This is a genomic window from Paenibacillus sp. PAMC 26794 (assembly GCF_000316035.1).
Taxonomy (GTDB): domain Bacteria; phylum Bacillota; class Bacilli; order Paenibacillales; family Paenibacillaceae; genus Paenibacillus.
Map to the genome: position 1 here is coordinate 397,442 of NZ_ANHX01000011.1, position 17,153 is coordinate 414,594.

A 17,153-nucleotide genomic window follows, 5' to 3' on the forward strand; every position below is an offset into this window, starting at 1 on the left:
TTTTTTTTGTTTTTTTAGATTTTCTGTCAAGTACAAGTATATAACGGAAGATGAAGTTTAGGCCCGAAACTGGTTAGATAATGAACCGTTTTCGATTGTCTTCAATATTGGTGAAACGATGGAGTAATGTTGTTCAAAGTACTGGTACAAAAGAATTTAAAACATTCTTATTCACCATATATTTACAAATATTGATGTGCATGCTATGTTTAAAATGAAAGCGCCATCATAAATGGGTTCATTGACATTTCATTATCATATTTCACTTGGGAAGGAAGATGGAATTGATGAAAAATTTGCTTAAAAAGGCAACCGCAATGATGCTGGCATTGGTCCTACTGCTTGGATTAATGACAGCGCCCGTTCATGCAGACACACCATTGTTCACCATCGAAAGCGAAGATGCGCAGCTCACCCCGGATCTTCAAGTGGTTACTTCAATCTATGGACAACCCAAGCCCGGATTCTCCGGTGCCGGATTTGTCTGGATGCAGAACTCTGGCACATTAACCTTCACAGTTACTGTCCCGGAAACCGGCATGTACGCAATCTCCACACGATATATGCAGGAGCTTAGTGCAGATGGCAGGTCACAAAATTTAATCGTGAATGGTGTTACGAAAGGGGCGTATATGCTGCCTTACACGACAACATGGTCAGACTTCGATTTTGGCTTTCACAAGCTGAATCAGGGTGCCAACACGATTGAGCTGAAGGCTGGCTGGGGCTTCGCGTATTTTGATACTTTTACAGTGGATCATGCTGATCTGGATCCCCTGAATGTGCAGCCAGTTCTCACTGATCCTGAAGCTACACCGGAAACTCAAATTTTGATGAATTATTTAACGGAGGTATACGGAAACAATATTATTTCTGGTCAGCAAGAGATCTATGGAGGAGGGAATGACGGTGATACAGAGCTTGAATTCGAGTGGATTCATGATCTTACCGGAAAGTATCCGGCTATCCGTGGCTTTGATCTGATGAACTATAATCCGTTGTATGGTTGGGAGGACGGTACAACTGATCGCATGATTGATTGGGTGAATAACCGTGAAGGTATTGCAACAGCTTCCTGGCATATCAATGTGCCTCGTAATTTCAATACGTATGAGCTTGGGGACTTTGTGGATTGGAAAGAGGCTACCTACAAGCCAACCGAAACGAATTTTAATACAGCCAATGCGGTAATTCCCGGTACGAAAGAGTATCAATACGTGATGATGACCATCGAGGATTTGGCAGAACAATTGCTGACTTTGCAAGATAACGATGTGCCAGTGCTTTTCCGTCCGTATCATGAAGCAGAAGGCAACGGCGGGCTGAACGGGGAAGGTGCATGGTTCTGGTGGGCTTCGGCAGGCGCAGAGGTGTACAAAGAGCTATGGGATCTGCTATATACCGAACTAACCGAGACGTATGGTTTGCATAATCTGATCTGGACCTACAACAGCTATGTATATAGTACTTCTCCGGCCTGGTATCCGGGCGATGATCAGGTGGATCTCGTCGGATACGATAAATACAATACGATCTACAACCGTTATGACGGATTGTCGGGCGTGCCCAATGAGGTTGCAATCACCTCGATTTTCTATAAGCTTGTTGAGTTGACAGGTGGTACCAAAATGGTAGCCATGACGGAGAACGACACGATTCCAAGCGTGAAAAATCTGACAGAGGAGAAATCAGGATGGCTGTACTTCTGTCCTTGGTATGGCGAGCATCTGATGAGTTCTGCTTTTAATTACTCGGCAACATTGAAAACGCTTTATCAAAGTGATTATGTCATTACGTTGGATGAGCTGCCAAATCTAAAGGTTAACAATCCCAACCCCAGTGCATCCATCACACCTGGAAACGTGGAATTTGACAAATACACACCCAATCAAAGCGATAAAACAGTAACCGTGAATGCAAACGGCAATACGCTAACTGCTCTCCGGGCAGGCAACAATGCATTGACCGCAACGACAGACTATACCTTGAACGGAAGCACATTGCTGTTGAAAAAAGCTTATCTGGCAACCCTGCCAGTTGGTGAGCATTCGATTGTTCTGGATTTTAATCAAGGTCAGGACCCTGTGTTAAAAGTCAAAATTGTGGATTCAACACCGAGTACAAATGCTGTGATTTCTCCAGTGAATGCAACATTTGATAAAGCGACGAATCCCGCGCAGGATATTACCGTATCTCTCACCTTAAACGGCCGTCAGCTTACAAGCATCACAAAGGGGAATGTTAGTCTTGTATCAGGTCAGAATTATACAGCGTCCAGCGCTGCAGTTGTTCTGAACAAATCATATCTCGCTACGCTGCCCTTGGGTCAGAACGTGTTGACCTTTCACTTCAATGGAGGAAATAACGCTGTGTTAACGGTGAATGTCGTAGACAGCACGGTTACTGTGCCAGCAGGGGATTTGACGATTCAAGCTTTTAACGGCAATACAAGTGCATCCACCAACGGCGTCGCACCCAAGTTCAAATTGGTCAACTCAGGCAATTCGGCTATTCCGTTGAGTGATGTAAAACTCCGGTATTATTATACGATTGACGGGGAAGAAGCTCAGAGTTTCTGGTCCGACTGGGCAAGTATGGGCAGTGCGAATGTAACGAGCCAATTCGTTAAACTGGCGACTCCAGTTGCCGGGGCGGATCATTATCTTGAAGTGGGCTTTACAAGTGCGGCGGGATCACTGAATGCGGGCCAGAGCGCAGAGATTCAAACACGGTTTTCCAAAAACAATTGGACGAATTATACTCAGACTAACGATTACTCGTTCAAGGCAACCGGTAGTCAGTTCGCAAACCACGATAAGGTTACCGGGTATGTGAATGGTCAGTTGGTATGGGGAATTGAGCCGTAAAGTTAGGTAGCACGTTTAATGGGCTGGATCAGGGGTTGAACCTCTGATCCAGCCTTTTTTTGTGTAGTCGGTATACATCATTTTTTACTGTTAGATAATAAAATGAAGAAATTAAAGAGAATTATTACATAATAAATATTATGTAAACTTATTATTTTCGATGACCATCATAAGCTGCATCTATGGCATTTGTAAGAGCTAAAGGACTGATTAATACATAAATGGTATCAACATTTAGCCCGATAACGATGAAGGAAGCAGCTTGATCTCAAGGATCATCAATACAATTTATTAGTTTATTTCTACGTTTGGACAGTCAGCCGAAAATCGTTTTCGTTCGTAGTTTGTTAGATAGCGTTACGTTCTTAATAATCACTAAATATGTTGTATATACCTCATGTTAAAAGAACTTTTTGCCCGTGAAACGGACCGTTTAATTCACCATGTTTAACTATTTAGTTTTTTGAGCGCAAAATGGAAAATAAAATTAATATTTCAAGTGAGAAATCAGGTGGATTGAACTCTTAAAACCAGCCGAAAAAAGGAGAGAAATCGATCAATATATTAATTGGATAAATAAGGTATACATCGTTACAAAAGGCGCTACTACGCCGATTATAGATCAATTTCATATGGATTTGCGATGGATTTAGTACCGCTTTCACGTTATGCTTTTGGAAATTGGAAAGGAAGTGGGAAAAATGGAACGCGAACTGGCGTTGGAAATTGTCAGAGTAACAGAATTGGCTGCGTTGGCTTCAGCACCCTGGATGGGACGAGGCGACAAGAACAGTGCAGATGAAGCGGCTACTTTGGCCATGCGCGCCATGTTCGATTCCGTGTCCATTCGCGGCACGGTGGTAATTGGTGAAGGAGAAATGGATGAAGCACCCATGTTGTACATCGGCGAGGAAGTGGGCAACGCTGAGGGGCCTGAGGTTGACGTGGCTGTAGACCCGCTCGAAGGTACAGAAATCGTGGCCAAAGGACTGAACAACGCTCTATCGGTTATTGCAGTGGCGGGAAAAGGTAACCTGCTCCACGCACCGGACATGTATATGGAGAAACTGGCGGTAGGGCCTGCGCTTGTAGGCAAGGTCAGCATTGAAGACCCGGTTGAAGTCACCCTGGAGAAAGCCGCTGCCGCATTGAACAAAAACATCTCGGACCTCACTGTGATGATTCTGGATCGTGTACGACATGAGAGCACCATCAAGACGCTACGCAAGGTTGGCGTGAGAATTAAGTTCCTAAGTGACGGTGATGTTGCGGGTGCGATGGCTCCGGCATTCCCGGAGGCAGGCATTGATCTCTATGTCGGATCTGGAGGAGCGCCAGAAGGTGTGCTGGCTGCCGCAGCGCTATCTTGCCTTGGGGGTGAGATTCAAGGTCGTCTGATGCCTGCCAACGCAGACGAATTCCAGCGTTGCTTGCAGATGGGAATTGATAATCCTTACAAAGTGTTAACGATGCAGGATATGATCGGCACGGAGGACGTTATTTTTGCCGCAACAGGTGTGACGCCAGGTGAGATTCTGGGAGGGGTACGGTATCTTGCGGATGATCGCGCCGAGACGGATTCGATTGTTATGCGTGCCAAAACCAAAACAATTCGGTTTATTCGTTCCCAACACTTCCTGCCTAACAAAGAAGTACTGCACAAAGTAAGAGAGCTTCAATCCACACCAGAACCATCGGACCGCATTCCGAATCATGTGAAAACGATGGAGCAAGCTGAGTTTAGCCAATCCTCCGTTGATCATGGCGTTACAACCACGTTGTGAGCTGCACTCCCCAATAATTGAACAGATAGCAGCAACCATAATCGTTATAGTGTGTTTGATAAGTAACTTGTACCCCTAAGGTTACAGGCATGGAGTTAATGAAAGTACCATCTCTGGCAAGATAATAATGAGGGCTTGGATTAACCCAAACCCTCATTATTTTTTTGTGTTAAAAGCATTGACAACGGTTACATGTCATGAGAAAATGTACGCGCGTACATAAATGTCGATTTTTAATTATTACATCATTTATAGGTGAGCTAGAAGGGGGTGAAATTCATGGCATCTCGTAAAGAAGTGGCTGACCTTGCGGGTGTTTCCGAGGCGACGGTCTCCCGGGTGCTTAATGGGGTAGGCCCTATTAAAGAAGAGACACGCCGCAAGGTTCTTGAAGCTTCCGAACAGTTAGGCTATGTGCCCAGCGCTCTTGCTCGCAGTTTTGCCAGAAGTAAAAGCGGGAACCTTGGGGTGGTATTACCTTATGTTCCGAAGGCACATCTGTTCTCGGCGTACTTTTTCTCGGAAATGCTGAGTGGGATTGGAAGCAAAGCCAGAGACAATAGCATGGACCTGTTGGTTATGTTCCGAACACCCGGTGAAGTAATGAATTATACGGATCTGTTCCGGCGTCAGAAAGTGGACGCTTGCATTATCCTTGGTGCCAGAGATGATCATGAAGAACTGGCGGCCATGCAGCAGCTTCATCAGGAAGGACACCCGTTCTGTGTCATGAATCAGCATTTTGAGGGGCAATCGTTCACGGAAGTGGATGCGGATCATGTGGAAGGAAGTAGGCTTGTCATACGTCATCTTACGGATCAGGGATATCGCAAAATCGCTTTTCTCAATGGTCCAGACAGCTATTCCAACAGCCAGGAGCGTATGGGAGGTGTCCGTCTTGGCCTGCAAGAAGTAGGTATGGAGCTGGACCCGAGTCTACTGCTTGAAGGGAATTATAGTAGACGAAGTGGCATTGAGGCGGCAGCGATTGTAGCAGATCGGTTACATGAGATTGATGCTGTATTTGCCGCCAATGACCGGATGGCCATTGGTGTCATGCATGGTTTGCGTGAGCGGGGAATAGGGCCTGCGGATTTTCCGGCATTTGTGGGTTATGACGACTCCGATGCCGCCGAGATGGCGGTTCCGCCGCTGAGCAGCGTCAGGGTTCCATTTTTTGAGATGGGTGAACTTGCAGTATCGAAGCTTATGCATGGGTCTGTGGGTGACACACATAAAGCGAATAACTCTGTTGTAGCGGTAACCGAATCTGCGAGAGCGTTGTTGCCTACCGAACTGATCATCCGTGCTTCTTCTATCCGTCAATAGTTAATTGGTACACATATTGAAAGACTTTTTATTATTCCAAAGGAGGAAATGACCATGTCAAAACGTCTTCGTGTCGGAATGGTTGGATACAAGTTTATGGGGAAGGCCCACAGTAATGCCTATCGCAGTCTGCCGATGTTTTTCCCGTCTGCTCCGCTGCAGCCTGAGATGTCTGTAATCTGTGGACGTAACGAGCAGGGAGTGCAGGAGGCAGCAAGTCAGTTCGGCTGGTCTGAAAGTGTGACTGATTGGCGCGAACTGGTGAAGCGGGATGATATTGATCTGATTGATATTAACGCGCCAAGTGATGCCCATAAGGAAATTGCGTTGGAAGCGGCTCGTCAGGGCAAACATCTGTTTTGTGAGAAACCACTGGCCCTGTCCCTCGCGGATTCGCGTGAGATGCTTCAGGCAGCAGAGGATGCTGGAGTCGCCCATATGGTTGGGTTCAACTATCGTTTCTCACCAGCGGTGCAACTAGCGAAGGATCTGGTGGAGAGCGGACGACTGGGTAAAATCTATCATTTCCGTGCTTTTTTCTTGCAGGACTGGATCATGGACCCTTCGTTCCCGCTGGTATGGCGTTTGCAAAAAGAAGTGGCTGGCTCTGGTTCCCATGGGGATCTGGGCGCACACTTAATCGATCTGGCTCGTTTCCTCGTTGGTGAATTCCAGGAAGTCATCGGCATGAGCGAAACATTTATCAAAGAACGACCACTTGCAGCTGAGATGACCGGTCTGAGTGCAAAGGGCAGTTCGAATGCGGATGCACCGAAAGGAGAAGTGACCGTCGACGACGCTACGCTTTTCTTGGCACGATTCGCAGGAGGGGCGCTGGGCAGCTTCGAAGCTACACGTTTTGCAGCAGGGCATCGCAGTACGAACTCGTTTGAGATTAACGGCAGTCTCGGCAGTGTACGATTTGATTTTGAGCGGATGAACGAACTGGAAGTCTATTTCACAAAGGATGAAGAGGACGTACAGGGATTCCGCCGTGTACTGGCAACCGATCCGGCACATAAATATGCTGAAGCTTGGTGGCCTGCCGGACATACGATTGGATTCGAGCACACGTTCACACATGAGATGCTGGAGCTGGTGACAGCGATCTCTGAAGGACGACAACCATCACCGAGTTTCCACGATGGGGTCGCTTGTCAGGCTGTACTGGAAGCAGTAGAACGTTCGGTAACAGAACGGCGCTGGGTGACACTTGAAGAGATGTGAGCAAGCAAGACAGTGACGTCAGGAATAAGGTTGAACACACAAAACTAGGCGAAAGCGAGTGAATATACGATGAGTAAAGCACTGATTGTATGGGGCGGCTGGGATGGACATGAACCTGAGCAGGTAGCAGCGATTTTTGAACGTATTTTGAAGGAAGAGCAGTTTGAGGTTGAAGTCTCGAATACGTTGGAGTCTTATGCGGATGCAGAGAAGCTGATGGGTCTGGATTTGATCGTGCCGTTGTGGACAATGGGACAGATTGAGCAAGAACTCGTCAATAACGTATCAGCGGCTGTTCAGAGCGGTGTGGGATTGGCTGGTCTTCATGGCGGCATGTGTGATGCCTTCCGAAATAACGTAGACTGGCAGTTTATGACGGGTGGACAATGGGTTGCCCATCCAGGTAATGATGGTGTGGAGTATATGGTAAACATGAAGCGTGGCTCTAGCCCGTTATTGGATCATATTGAAGATTTTCAGGTGAAAAGTGAACAGTACTACCTGCACGTAGACCCGGCAGTGGAAGTGCTGGCAACAACTCGATTCCCAGTGGTGACTGGTCCGCATGCAGCGAATGGGCCCGTAGATATGCCTGTTGTCTGGACGAAACGCTGGGGCGCAGGACGGGTATTCTACAACTCGCTGGGACATCATGCAGACATTGTAGACATGAAACCTGTGACTGAAATGATGCGCAGTGGATTCAAATGGACGGCAGCAGGCAAAGAACTTGCCAAGAGTCGAGTAAGTTCAGCAACCGAAGTGTACACAGGTATGGCGGACAATCAGAACGAATGAGATTGTAGTTGGATTGCAAACGTAACTTCAGTGTTAACCATTCATCCTCAATGGATAAACCATTTCTGATTCACGGCGAAGGGAGCCCCAGGCATGAAAACAATGAAAGTAGGCATTATTGGCTGCGGTAAAATCAGCGGTATTTATATGGAAAACTGTCACCGGTTCGAGGTGCTGGAACTTGTTGCTGTTGCGGATCTCGACCGGAAACGTGCCGAGGAGCAGGCAGCAGCCTATAACGTGCCTAACGTATACAGCGTCGACGAAATCTTGGCTGATCCCGAGATTGAGCTGATCATCAACCTGACGATTCCTTCCGTTCATGCGGATGTATGCTTGCGGGCGCTTGAATCTGGCAAACATGTTTATGTAGAAAAACCGCTCGCTGTTACCCGTGAAGAAGGGCTGGCCGTGCTCGAAACAGCGAAGCGTAAAGGATTGCTCGTGGGTTGTGCACCAGAAACGTTCTTTGGTTCAGGCATCCAGACTTCACTTCAATTGGTGGAGGAAGGGATAATCGGCAAGCCGGTGGCGGCGACCGCATTTATGATGAGCCGTGGTCATGAGCACTGGCATCCCGATCCGGAGTTTTATTACGCTTCAGGCGGTGGGCCAATGTTTGACATGGGTCCGTACTATCTCACGGCATTGATCCAACTGATGGGACCGATCAAGTCGATTGCAGGCATGACGGGTAAAGCCATGGAAGAGCGGACGATTACGAGTGAGAAAAAGAGAGGCCAGACGGTTCCCGTCGAAATTCCTACTCACGTTACCGGTCTGTTACAGTTTGAACAGGGAGCCATTGGCACACTGATTACAAGTTTTGACGTATTTGGTGGAAGTGCATTGCCACCGATTGAGATATATGGCACACACGGTACATTGCAGGTACCTGACCCCAATACCTTCGGCGGTCCCGTTCGTTACCGATTGTTAGGTGAACATGAATGGACGGAAGTTCCGCTTCTCCCAGGGTATCAGGAAAATACACGCGGCATCGGTGTGGCAGATATGGCCTATGCAGCACATAGTGGACGTGCACACCGTGCGAGTGGGGAACTGGCATACCACGTACTTGAGGCCATGTGGGCATTCCACGATTCATCAGATGAGCAGACGTTCTACCAGATGAAAAGCTCGTGTCAGCGCCCGGCTGCATTGCCGGTGGATCTGCCATTGTATACATTGGATAAGTAAGATAGCCATTATGGCTTATGTCATGATAAATAGCCCCTTTTCCTTTGAACAAGGAAAGAGGCTATTTTTTATTAAATCAAAAAAATTGGGGATAACAAAGATCGGAAGGTTGTTCGGTCATTGGAGTGTCCAGTGTAAATATTCTTTAATTCAACTTATATAGCCATTTAGGGCTCAAATCCCGCCTGACTGATCCAGATCTCATCCTCGGCAAAATAGTCTTTCATCCGCTGAACCACAGTCTGATACGCATCTGGATGATACCAATGCTCCATCCCCACTTGCTGATAGAGCGACTCCATACCGAGTCGACGGGTGCGCTTGCCCTCACTACCATCGCCCATGAAATAATCGTCAATGCATACGCGCTGAACCAGAGGTCGTAAGACGGCAGCAAATTGTTCACTGCTGGGTAATACGGGAGCAATCGCAACCTGTGTGGGTATTCCGGCATCACGCAACTGTTCCAATGCACGTAATCGGCCTGCAATTGGTGGAGCGGAAGGACTGAAATGCTTCCGCATATATTCCAGATTGGTCTCCACCGTCATGCTGACCCGGACTCGGTCGCCTAACTGCTGTAGCAGATCTATATCCCGTGTAACCAGTGGACTGCGGGTCTGAACCAAGACGAAATCCGGCGGATGCTGTACCATGGTTTCAAGCAATGAACGCGTGATACGCTCCTTGTATTCGGCGGGTTGATACGGATCGGTACTGGATGACATGAACAGAGTGACTTTCCCTTTGGTCAGGGCACGCTGCAATTCTTTGGCGAACACTCGGGAAGCCTCTTGTTTCACATCGACCCAGCTCCCCCAATCCTCTTTGCGAAATAAAGAGACTGGCATCTGTCTGACATAACAATAGGAACAACCGAAGGCGCAGCCTGTGTAAGGATTCAGCGTATGTGTATAGCCATGAAGGAACCCTGTCCCCTTGTTGAGTAACGTTTTGGGTACTTTGTAAGTAAGATTCGTCTTCATAAGTTCTCATGCCTTTCGCGGTAGTGTGCAGGTGTGAGACCTATGTGTTTGCGAAATACAGTAATGAAATAAGCTGAATTGGATATACCGACATGGCGTCCAATATCGGTGACGGTAAGTCCGGTATGTTCAAGCAACTTCCGGGCTTCGGTAATTCGTTTTTCCTGAATATATTGAACGGGTGTGCGGCCAGTAATCCGCTTGAACACACGATGCAGATGATAAGGACTACCATGACTTACAGTGGCAAGGACCTCCAAGGTTAGAGGTTCGGCGTAATGATGTTCGATGTAATCCGTCATCCCGTATATCCACTCCTGATCAGGTACCCGCTCGCCTGTTGGTTTGCAACGTTTGCAGGGTCTGAACCTTCGTGCTAACGCTTCTTCAACATGTTGAAATATCAGCACATTTTCAGCTTTGGGTGCTCTGGACTTACAGGAAGGTCGGCAGAAAATGCCCGTTGTCTGCACACCATAAAAGAACGTTCCATCATAAGAATTATCGTTGTGGATGATGGCATGCCAATATTTTTCATCTATAGATTCGGGCAGTATGCGATCTTGATCTGGACTTTCCACGGTGATCACCTCATTTCTAATTATACCCTCAATTCCAAAGGATGGACGAGGTTTCAACTTAAAAAGCAAGATATCAATATCTGGGATAAAGTACCTTCCTTCAATCTGAACGAAATATGAGCTACAATATACAGGATGGAAGTGGTTTATATCTCAAATGAAATTTATAGATGAAAGAGGTAGGTAGGCATGGTTCGTTTTGGCGTAGTGGGTACCAACTGGATTACAGAAAGGCTTCTTGAAGCCGCAGCACAGGTTGAAGGATTCAAATTAACCGCCGTGTATTCAAGAACTGAAGATAAGGCTACTGCATTCGCAGATAAATATGATGTTGAACACCGCTTCACCGATCTGGAAGAGTTGGCGGCAAGTGATGTGATTGATGCAGTCTACATCGCAACACCGAATACGGTTCATGCGGAGCAGGCTGAGCTTTTTCTGAGAAACGGTAAACATGTATTGTGCGAGAAACCTCTGGCTGCAAATAGCGCCGAAGTTCGGAGCATAATCGATACAGCACGAGAACACGAGGTTCTGCTCATGGAAGCGATGAAATCGACCCTTGTTCCCCAGTTCAAAATGGTGCAGAAGAGCCTGCATAAAATCGGTCCTGTCCGCAAATATGTAGCAGGATACTCTCAGTATTCTTCGCGTTACGACAAGTACAAAGAGGGGATTGTCCTGAACGCGTTCAAGCCTGAACTCGCTAATGGGGCGTTAATGGATCTCGGTGTGTATTGTCTCTATCCGCTGATTACATTGTTCGGTGCACCTAACCGGGTTCAATCCCAAGCGATGATGCTGGAATCTGGCGTGGATGGACAAGGCAGTGTGCTGCTGGATTATGATGGGATGGATGCGGTTGTTACATACTCCAAAATCTCCAATTCTCATGTACCAAGCGAAATTATGGGGGAACTGGGCAGCATCATCATTGACAAGATTGGCTCACCGGAACATGCAGAGATACGTTACAATGACGGTACGGTGGAGCAGCTCACAGTCGAACAAAACCATCCGGCGATGTATTATGAAGTGGAGGAGTTCGTGAATCTGGTTCAGGAAGGCAAAAAGGAGTCTGACATGAACACGTATGAACGCTCCTATGTGACGATGCAGGTTATGGATCAGATTCGGAAACAGATTGGGCTTGTGTTCCCTAACGATTGATTCAAAAACAGGAAAGGTAGCTGAGACGAGATGAGCAGAGATGAGCTGAGCAACCGGTCCAATGATTCTGGAGGTTTGGAACTGAAACAGATTGTTTTCATAGGAAGAACCTTCGAAGAATATATGAAGATGTTCAACTTAACGGTGGACGAGATTAATGGCAGGTCCATTCTGGATTGTCCAGGCGGTGCCTGTTCGTTTAGTAGCCAAGCGCGCAAATTGGGTGCCAACCCCATGGCCGTGGATATGGCCTACGAATACAAGATCGACGAGCTTGAAGTAAAGGGATTCCAGGATATTGAGCATACGATGAAACAGATGGAACCGGTGCAAAGCATATATGTGTGGGATCAATTTGGATCAATCCAGGGGTTAAAGGAAGAGCGAACTCGTGCCATCACAGATTGCGTAGCAGATATGAAAATGTTTCCTGACCGTTATGTGGCGTCTGTGCTGCCGAAGCTTCCCTTTGCCGATGAACAATTCGATCTGACGTTATCAGCCCATTTCCTGTTTACGTATGCGGATCGATTGGAGGTTGATTTTCATGTTGCAACCGTGATGGAACTACTGCGTGTGACCAAACGAGAGGTTCGCATTTTTCCAACAGTTGATCTGTCTGGCGAACGTTACAAGCACATGGATGAATTAAAATTAAAACTTGAAGAGTGTGGGTGCACGGTATCCGAAGAACCAACAGCATATGAATTTCAACGGAATGCTCACACCATGCTTCAAATTGTTAAACATAATTGAACAAGATAGGAGGTTTTTTGGATGAATAAAGTACTTATACTTGGGGGTACACGTTTTTTTGGTAAACGTCTCGTGGATCACTTGCTGTGGGAAGGGAAGTCTCAGATCACAGTCGCGACTCGTGGTAAAACGGATGTCGACTTCGGTCCCGAAGTGAATCGAATCAAGATGGATCGTGAAGACCCGGAATCTCTGGCAGAGGTTGCGCAGACAGACATGTGGGATGTCGTGTACGACAATATCTGTTATTCCCCAGATGCGGCGAAAGCGGCATGTGAAGCTTTTGCAGGACGCACCAAAAGATACGTTTTGACATCCACACTCTCGGTGTACGGTGATCCCAGACCTGGATTTAAGGAAACGGATTTTGACCCGTATACATATCCATTACAGTATGGGAGTGCGGAGGATTTTTCGTATGGCGAAGGCAAACGGCTTGCGGAGGCAGTGTTTTTCCAGGAAGCAGACTTCCCGGTTGTGGCGATGCGCATTCCCATTGTACTCGGAATTGATGATTATACGAGAAGACTTCATTTTCATATTGAACATGTGCAAAAAGGAAAACCGATCGGCATGCCAAATCCGGATGCGGAGATTGGATTTATCAATTCCACCGAAGCGGCAAGATTTCTTGCTTGGCTTGGACACTCGTCCATTACCGGTCCGGTGAATGCAGCTTCCAAGGGGGCGATTACGCTGTCAGCCATGATACATCTGATCGAGACGGTCACGGGCATGCAGTCCCAGATTCTCACGGAAACGGTGAAAGAGGACATGTCCCCCTTCGGAATTGAGCAATCATGGACGATGGAGACGACCAAGGCAGAACAAGCAGGTTATACGTTCGAACCTCTGATGGACTGGTTCCCGGGAATCGTTCGTGAGGTCGCTCTTGCATTACAGTCGGAGCGGTAGATTATCGGCTCGGATGGAACCAAATGAAACTGAACGAACCTGACGAACCAATCGGTCCGGACGAACGGGTCATTCTAACGAATGAACTTCAAACAGGGTGCAACCAGAGTGTAATCTCCGGTGCACCCTGTTTATGTTGTACATTTTTCGAATTTGAACAGGACCTAATCCAGATAAGTGGGACTAATCATTTACGCGATAATATTTAGTCAACTCTGGTGCTTAACTCTATTTTTGCTCACGTGGAGCAGTAGCTGAAGCCCGTATGCGCAGTTCTGACGGTAGAATGACGGTTTGGGCTTCGGAAGGGGCCTTGCCCTCAATTCGGTCAATCAGCATCTGTACTCCCTGAAACCCAAATTCATATGCTGGCTGTGCTGCTACAGTCAGAAAAGGATCGAAGGCTGAAGCCAGATCCAGATCGTCGAAGCACACAACAGAGATGTCTTCTGGTACACGTAGTCCTCGTTTGCGCAAAAGCCGGATGACCCCAATCGCCAGCATGTTGTTGGCTGCAAAAATGGCTGTTGGTTGATTTGGTTGAGAGAGTAGTCTATCGAGTCCCTCTACATCACTGAAATCCCGGTACCCGGTTCGAAGCACAAGCTCGGGATCGATATCAGCTCCGGCCTCACGTAAACCCGCTATATAACCTTCCTCCCGCAGTCTTGCGGTAGAAACCTCCGAAGAACCATTGACCAGTGCAATGCGCCGATGCCCCAATTGCACCAGATATCGGATCAGCTCAATCGCGCCTTCCCGGCTATCTCCGGCAATCATATCTGACGTAATGCCAGGAACGGTTCGGTCCAGAAAGACAAACGGAATATGACGTTCCTGCAACTGTTTCAGATGAGGAAGAGAACGATCCCCCGCAGGGGCATAGAGTACACCATCCACGCGAGTAGACAGAATCGCATCCACGTAATCCTTTTCCTTATTGTAATCCTCGTCACTATTGCCGAATAAAAGACGGTACCCACGAAGATGGGCTGCATCTTCAGCACCACGGGCCAGTGTTGTATAAAAAGGGTTGGTAATATCCGTAATGAGCAATGAAAGCATTTGAGTTCGTTGAAGCACAAGGCTGCGCGCATTGGAGTTCGGGATGTAGCCCAGTTCGTCGATCACCTGTTGCACACGTTCGCGTGTCGCGGAACTTATGCGGCCTGTATGATTAATGACCTTGGAGACCGTCATGGCGGAGACGCTGGCTTTTTTGGCAATATCGTAAATGGTAATCATTAGGAATCCAACCTTTCCGCAACATAGTCTTACCATTCTATAGGATAATGCCAATTGACAGCAAGATAGGCCCATGCTATGTTAGGGTTACCGATAACCCTAAAGGGTACTGTACGTATTTACTACATAAACCATTTCGTTAAATTTGCTCATGCACGTTCCATTTTCTTGAATAGAGGAACTACATACATAGCTAATTAATGAAATGGTTTATTGGTATTTTTTCAAATATGTAAACGCATTCAACCCAAGCGAGGCTCTTGGCAATCTGTGTATGTAGCTCTTGTATGCCATTCGGGTATCGGTTCTATTTCCGTCATTATCTTATTCCAGTCACTGCACATGGATCAGACAGAAGGTTTCTCAATTCAACCCAAATTCTATGAAACGAATTGAAGGAGGACATTCCAGTATGACACATCAGGATTATCGTTATAAGCAGGCTTTCCCCAAGATTGGTATTCGTCCCACGATTGATGGAAGACGCAAAGGTGTTCGGGAATCACTGGAAGAGCAGACGATGCGGATGGCGACATCTGTTGCGGAACTGCTTGCAGCCGAACTACGTTATCCTGACGGCTCCGCGGTGGAGTGTGTTGTGGCCGAGACCTGTATTGGCGGAGTGGCCGAAGCGGCCGCAGCATCAGAATTGTTCAGCCGTTCGAACGTTGGCGTAACGATCACCGTGACACCATGCTGGTGTTATGGTACGGAAACGATGGATATGTCACCATCCATTCCTACTGCTATCTGGGGGTTTAACGGGACTGAACGTCCGGGTGCAGTCTATCTGGCAGCGGTACTTTCTGCTCATGCACAGAAGGGGATTCCTGCCTTTGGAATCTATGGAGAGGATGTGCAGGACGGCGGGGATACAACAATTCCCGATGACGTACGTGAGAAATTGCTCCGGTTCAGCCGTGCGGGTCTTGCAGCCGCAACCTTGAAAGGGCAAGCGTATCTGTCTATTGGATCGGTATCCATGGGGATTGCAGGATCGATTGTGAACGATTCATTTTTCCAAGAGTATCTGGGCATGCGCAACGAATATGTGGATATGAGCGAACTCACTCGTCGTATTGAAGAAGAAATCTACGATCCTGAGGAGTATAAGCTCGCACTGGCCTGGGTGAAGGAGAATTGTAGCGAAGGTCCGGACAACAACGCTGCCCATCTGCAAACGGATCGCAAACGCAAAGAGTACGAATGGGAAACGGTTGTGAAAATGACCCAAATCGTGCGTGACTTGATGGCGGGCAACCCAAGATTGGCAGAGCTTGGGTTTACAGAGGAGTCGATGGGTCACCATGCGATTGTATCTGGCTTCCAGGGACAACGGCAGTGGACGGATCATTCTCCGAACGGAGATTTTCTGGAGTCGATATTGAATTCTTCCTTTGACTGGAATGGCAAACGAGCGCCTTATCTGGTTGCAACGGAGAATGATAGCCTGAACGGTGTATCGATGTTATTCGGTTCGTTGCTCACACATACGGCTCAGATCTTCGCTGATGTGCGTACGTATTGGAGTCCGGATTCGGTACAGCGTGTGACGGGACATCAGTTGGAAGGAAATGCGAAGGACGGCATTCTGCATCTGATCAACTCTGGTTCGGCAGCTTTGGATGGCACTGGGCAACAATCCAGAGATGGTAAGCCTGTACTCAAGCCATTCTGGGAAATTACAGATGAGGAAGTTCAGGACTGCCTGAAAGCAACATCGTGGAGACCGGCATCCGTAGAGTATTTCCGCGGGGGCGGCTATTCAGCGGATTTTCTGACCAAAGGCGGCATGCCTGTAACGATGACACGTCTGAATCTGGTCAAAGGACTGGGTCCAGTGTTGCAAATCGCTCAAGGTTACACGGTCGATCTGCCTGAAAATGTGCATGATATGCTTGATCAGCGGACAGATCCAACCTGGCCATCCACTTGGTTTGCACCTGTTCTAACCGGATCGGGAGCGTTTACTTCCGTTTACGAAGTCATGAATCAATGGGGCGCCAACCATGGCTCTATCTCGTATGGACACATCGGTGCTGATCTGATTACGCTGGCTTCCATGCTTCGCATTCCGGTAAATATGCATAATGTACCTGAAACGGAAATTTTCCGTCCACGTGCATGGGGATTGTTCGGCACAAGTGAGCCGGAGAGCGCAGACTACCGTGCTTGTAGTGTGTTTGGCCCGCTGTATCGTTAAAATAAAGTTCCATTCCTGTCAAACGCCATGTACCTTGTGAAATGAGGTAACATGGCGTTCTCTTGAAAGCTGTGTTCAGAACTCGAATACGG

Annotated in this window: 13 protein-coding genes; 10 read left to right on the top strand and 3 right to left on the bottom strand. The window is 47.5% G+C overall.

Going from position 1 to position 17,153, the window contains the following annotated elements; translation table 11 throughout:
• Nucleotides 1–287: 287 nt before the first annotated feature.
• From D829_RS0107070 to D829_RS0107095, 6 genes are all read left to right on the top strand, one after another.
• Nucleotides 288–2,867, top strand: coding sequence for a X2-like carbohydrate binding domain-containing protein (locus D829_RS0107070; RefSeq protein WP_017688163.1), 2,580 nt, complete (start codon nt 288–290; stop codon nt 2,865–2,867).
• 701 nt (nt 2,868–3,568) lie between these two features.
• Nucleotides 3,569–4,651, top strand: a complete 1,083-nt coding sequence (gene glpX / locus D829_RS0107075; RefSeq protein WP_017688164.1) for a class II fructose-bisphosphatase — start codon at nt 3,569–3,571, stop codon at nt 4,649–4,651.
• A 279-nt stretch (nt 4,652–4,930) separates the two neighbouring features.
• Nucleotides 4,931–5,980, top strand: coding sequence for a LacI family DNA-binding transcriptional regulator (locus tag D829_RS0107080; RefSeq protein WP_017688165.1), 1,050 nt, complete (start codon nt 4,931–4,933; stop codon nt 5,978–5,980).
• A 54-nt stretch (nt 5,981–6,034) separates the two neighbouring features.
• Nucleotides 6,035–7,207 (top strand): Gfo/Idh/MocA family oxidoreductase, encoded by a 1,173-nt coding sequence (locus tag D829_RS0107085; RefSeq protein ID WP_017688166.1) that lies wholly within the window; start codon nt 6,035–6,037, stop codon nt 7,205–7,207.
• A 69-nt stretch (nt 7,208–7,276) separates the two neighbouring features.
• Nucleotides 7,277–8,005: a ThuA domain-containing protein gene (locus D829_RS0107090; protein WP_017688167.1), complete on the top strand. Its 729-nt coding sequence runs from the start codon at nt 7,277–7,279 to the stop codon at nt 8,003–8,005.
• Nucleotides 8,006–8,098: 93 nt separating this feature from the next.
• Nucleotides 8,099–9,205: a Gfo/Idh/MocA family oxidoreductase gene (locus tag D829_RS0107095; protein ID WP_017688168.1), complete on the top strand. Its 1,107-nt coding sequence runs from the start codon at nt 8,099–8,101 to the stop codon at nt 9,203–9,205.
• Nucleotides 9,206–9,372: 167 nt separating this feature from the next.
• Here the strand turns inward: D829_RS0107095 and D829_RS0107100 are convergent, their stop codons facing one another.
• Nucleotides 9,373–10,191, bottom strand: coding sequence for a radical SAM protein (locus D829_RS0107100; protein WP_017688169.1), 819 nt, complete (start codon nt 10,189–10,191; stop codon nt 9,373–9,375).
• Nucleotides 10,188–10,772, bottom strand: a complete 585-nt coding sequence (locus D829_RS0107105; RefSeq protein ID WP_017688170.1) for a bifunctional transcriptional activator/DNA repair enzyme AdaA — start codon at nt 10,770–10,772, stop codon at nt 10,188–10,190. The genes D829_RS0107100 and D829_RS0107105 overlap by 4 nt, the downstream gene beginning before the upstream one ends.
• A 189-nt stretch (nt 10,773–10,961) precedes the next feature.
• On the opposite strand from D829_RS0107105, the gene D829_RS0107110 reads away from it, so the two are divergent.
• From D829_RS0107110 to D829_RS0107120, 3 genes are read left to right on the top strand one after another with little or no spacing between them, the layout of a single operon-like run.
• Nucleotides 10,962–11,942, top strand: coding sequence for a Gfo/Idh/MocA family oxidoreductase (locus D829_RS0107110; RefSeq protein ID WP_017688171.1), 981 nt, complete (start codon nt 10,962–10,964; stop codon nt 11,940–11,942).
• 30 nt (nt 11,943–11,972) lie between these two features.
• Nucleotides 11,973–12,698, top strand: a complete 726-nt coding sequence (locus D829_RS0107115) for a hypothetical protein (RefSeq protein WP_017688172.1) — start codon at nt 11,973–11,975, stop codon at nt 12,696–12,698.
• A gap of 21 nt (nt 12,699–12,719) precedes the next feature.
• A complete protein-coding gene (locus tag D829_RS0107120) occupies nt 12,720–13,613 on the top strand; it encodes an NAD-dependent epimerase/dehydratase family protein (RefSeq protein ID WP_017688173.1) in 894 nt (297 codons plus the stop codon).
• 228 nt (nt 13,614–13,841) lie between these two features.
• On the opposite strand, the gene D829_RS0107125 is transcribed toward D829_RS0107120, so the two are convergent.
• Nucleotides 13,842–14,858, bottom strand: coding sequence for a LacI family DNA-binding transcriptional regulator (locus D829_RS0107125; protein WP_017688174.1), 1,017 nt, complete (start codon nt 14,856–14,858; stop codon nt 13,842–13,844).
• 412 nt (nt 14,859–15,270) lie between these two features.
• Here D829_RS0107125 and D829_RS0107130 point away from each other — a divergent pair, with 412 nt between their 5' ends.
• Complete coding sequence (locus D829_RS0107130; protein ID WP_017688175.1) at nt 15,271–17,061, top strand: L-fucose isomerase; 1,791 nt, start codon at nt 15,271–15,273, stop codon at nt 17,059–17,061.
• Nucleotides 17,062–17,153 lie beyond the last annotated feature (92 nt).

Bases quoted from the DNA above. Each gene is read 5' to 3' on its own strand.
- D829_RS0107070 (WP_017688163.1), top strand. From the start codon at position 288: ATGAAAAATTTGCTTAAAAAGGCAACCGCAATGATGCTGGCATTGGTC.
- glpX (WP_017688164.1), top strand. From the start codon at position 3,569: ATGGAACGCGAACTGGCGTTGGAAATTGTCAGAGTAACAGAATTGGCT.
- D829_RS0107080 (WP_017688165.1), top strand. From the start codon at position 4,931: ATGGCATCTCGTAAAGAAGTGGCTGACCTTGCGGGTGTTTCCGAGGCG.
- D829_RS0107085 (WP_017688166.1), top strand. From the start codon at position 6,035: ATGTCAAAACGTCTTCGTGTCGGAATGGTTGGATACAAGTTTATGGGG.
- D829_RS0107090 (WP_017688167.1), top strand. From the start codon at position 7,277: ATGAGTAAAGCACTGATTGTATGGGGCGGCTGGGATGGACATGAACCT.
- D829_RS0107095 (WP_017688168.1), top strand. From the start codon at position 8,099: ATGAAAACAATGAAAGTAGGCATTATTGGCTGCGGTAAAATCAGCGGT.
- D829_RS0107100 (WP_017688169.1), bottom strand. From the start codon at position 10,191: ATGAAGACGAATCTTACTTACAAAGTACCCAAAACGTTACTCAACAAG.
- D829_RS0107110 (WP_017688171.1), top strand. From the start codon at position 10,962: ATGGTTCGTTTTGGCGTAGTGGGTACCAACTGGATTACAGAAAGGCTT.
- D829_RS0107115 (WP_017688172.1), top strand. From the start codon at position 11,973: ATGAGCAGAGATGAGCTGAGCAACCGGTCCAATGATTCTGGAGGTTTG.
- D829_RS0107120 (WP_017688173.1), top strand. From the start codon at position 12,720: ATGAATAAAGTACTTATACTTGGGGGTACACGTTTTTTTGGTAAACGT.
- D829_RS0107125 (WP_017688174.1), bottom strand. From the start codon at position 14,858: ATGATTACCATTTACGATATTGCCAAAAAAGCCAGCGTCTCCGCCATG.
- D829_RS0107130 (WP_017688175.1), top strand. From the start codon at position 15,271: ATGACACATCAGGATTATCGTTATAAGCAGGCTTTCCCCAAGATTGGT.